The organism is Streptomyces sp. WM6386, from assembly GCF_000972385.1.
GTDB lineage: Bacteria > Actinomycetota > Actinomycetes > Streptomycetales > Streptomycetaceae > Streptomyces.
Genome location: NZ_JXTE01000854.1, coordinates 1 through 224, shown reverse-complemented (window position 1 = coordinate 224; position 224 = coordinate 1). Strand labels below are relative to the sequence as shown.

The following is a 224-nucleotide window of genomic DNA, read 5'->3' as shown; positions in this document are numbered from 1 at the left end:
CGTGTGTATCGCTACTCATGCCTGCATTCTCACTCGTGAACCGTCCACCACTAGCTTCCGCTGCGGCTTCACCCGGCACACGACGCTCCCCTACCCATCCCAGCGGGCGTTGGCCCTCATGCTGGAATGACACGACTTCGGCGGTACGCTTGAGCCCCGCTACATTGTCGGCGCGGAATCACTAGACCAGTGAGCTATTACGCACTCTTTCAAGGGTGGCTGCT

1 rRNA gene is annotated in these 224 nt (G+C 59.8%); it reads right to left on the bottom strand.

Annotated elements, in window-relative coordinates:
* Positions 1-224 (bottom strand): 23S ribosomal RNA (locus TN53_RS43945); the annotation flags it as partial.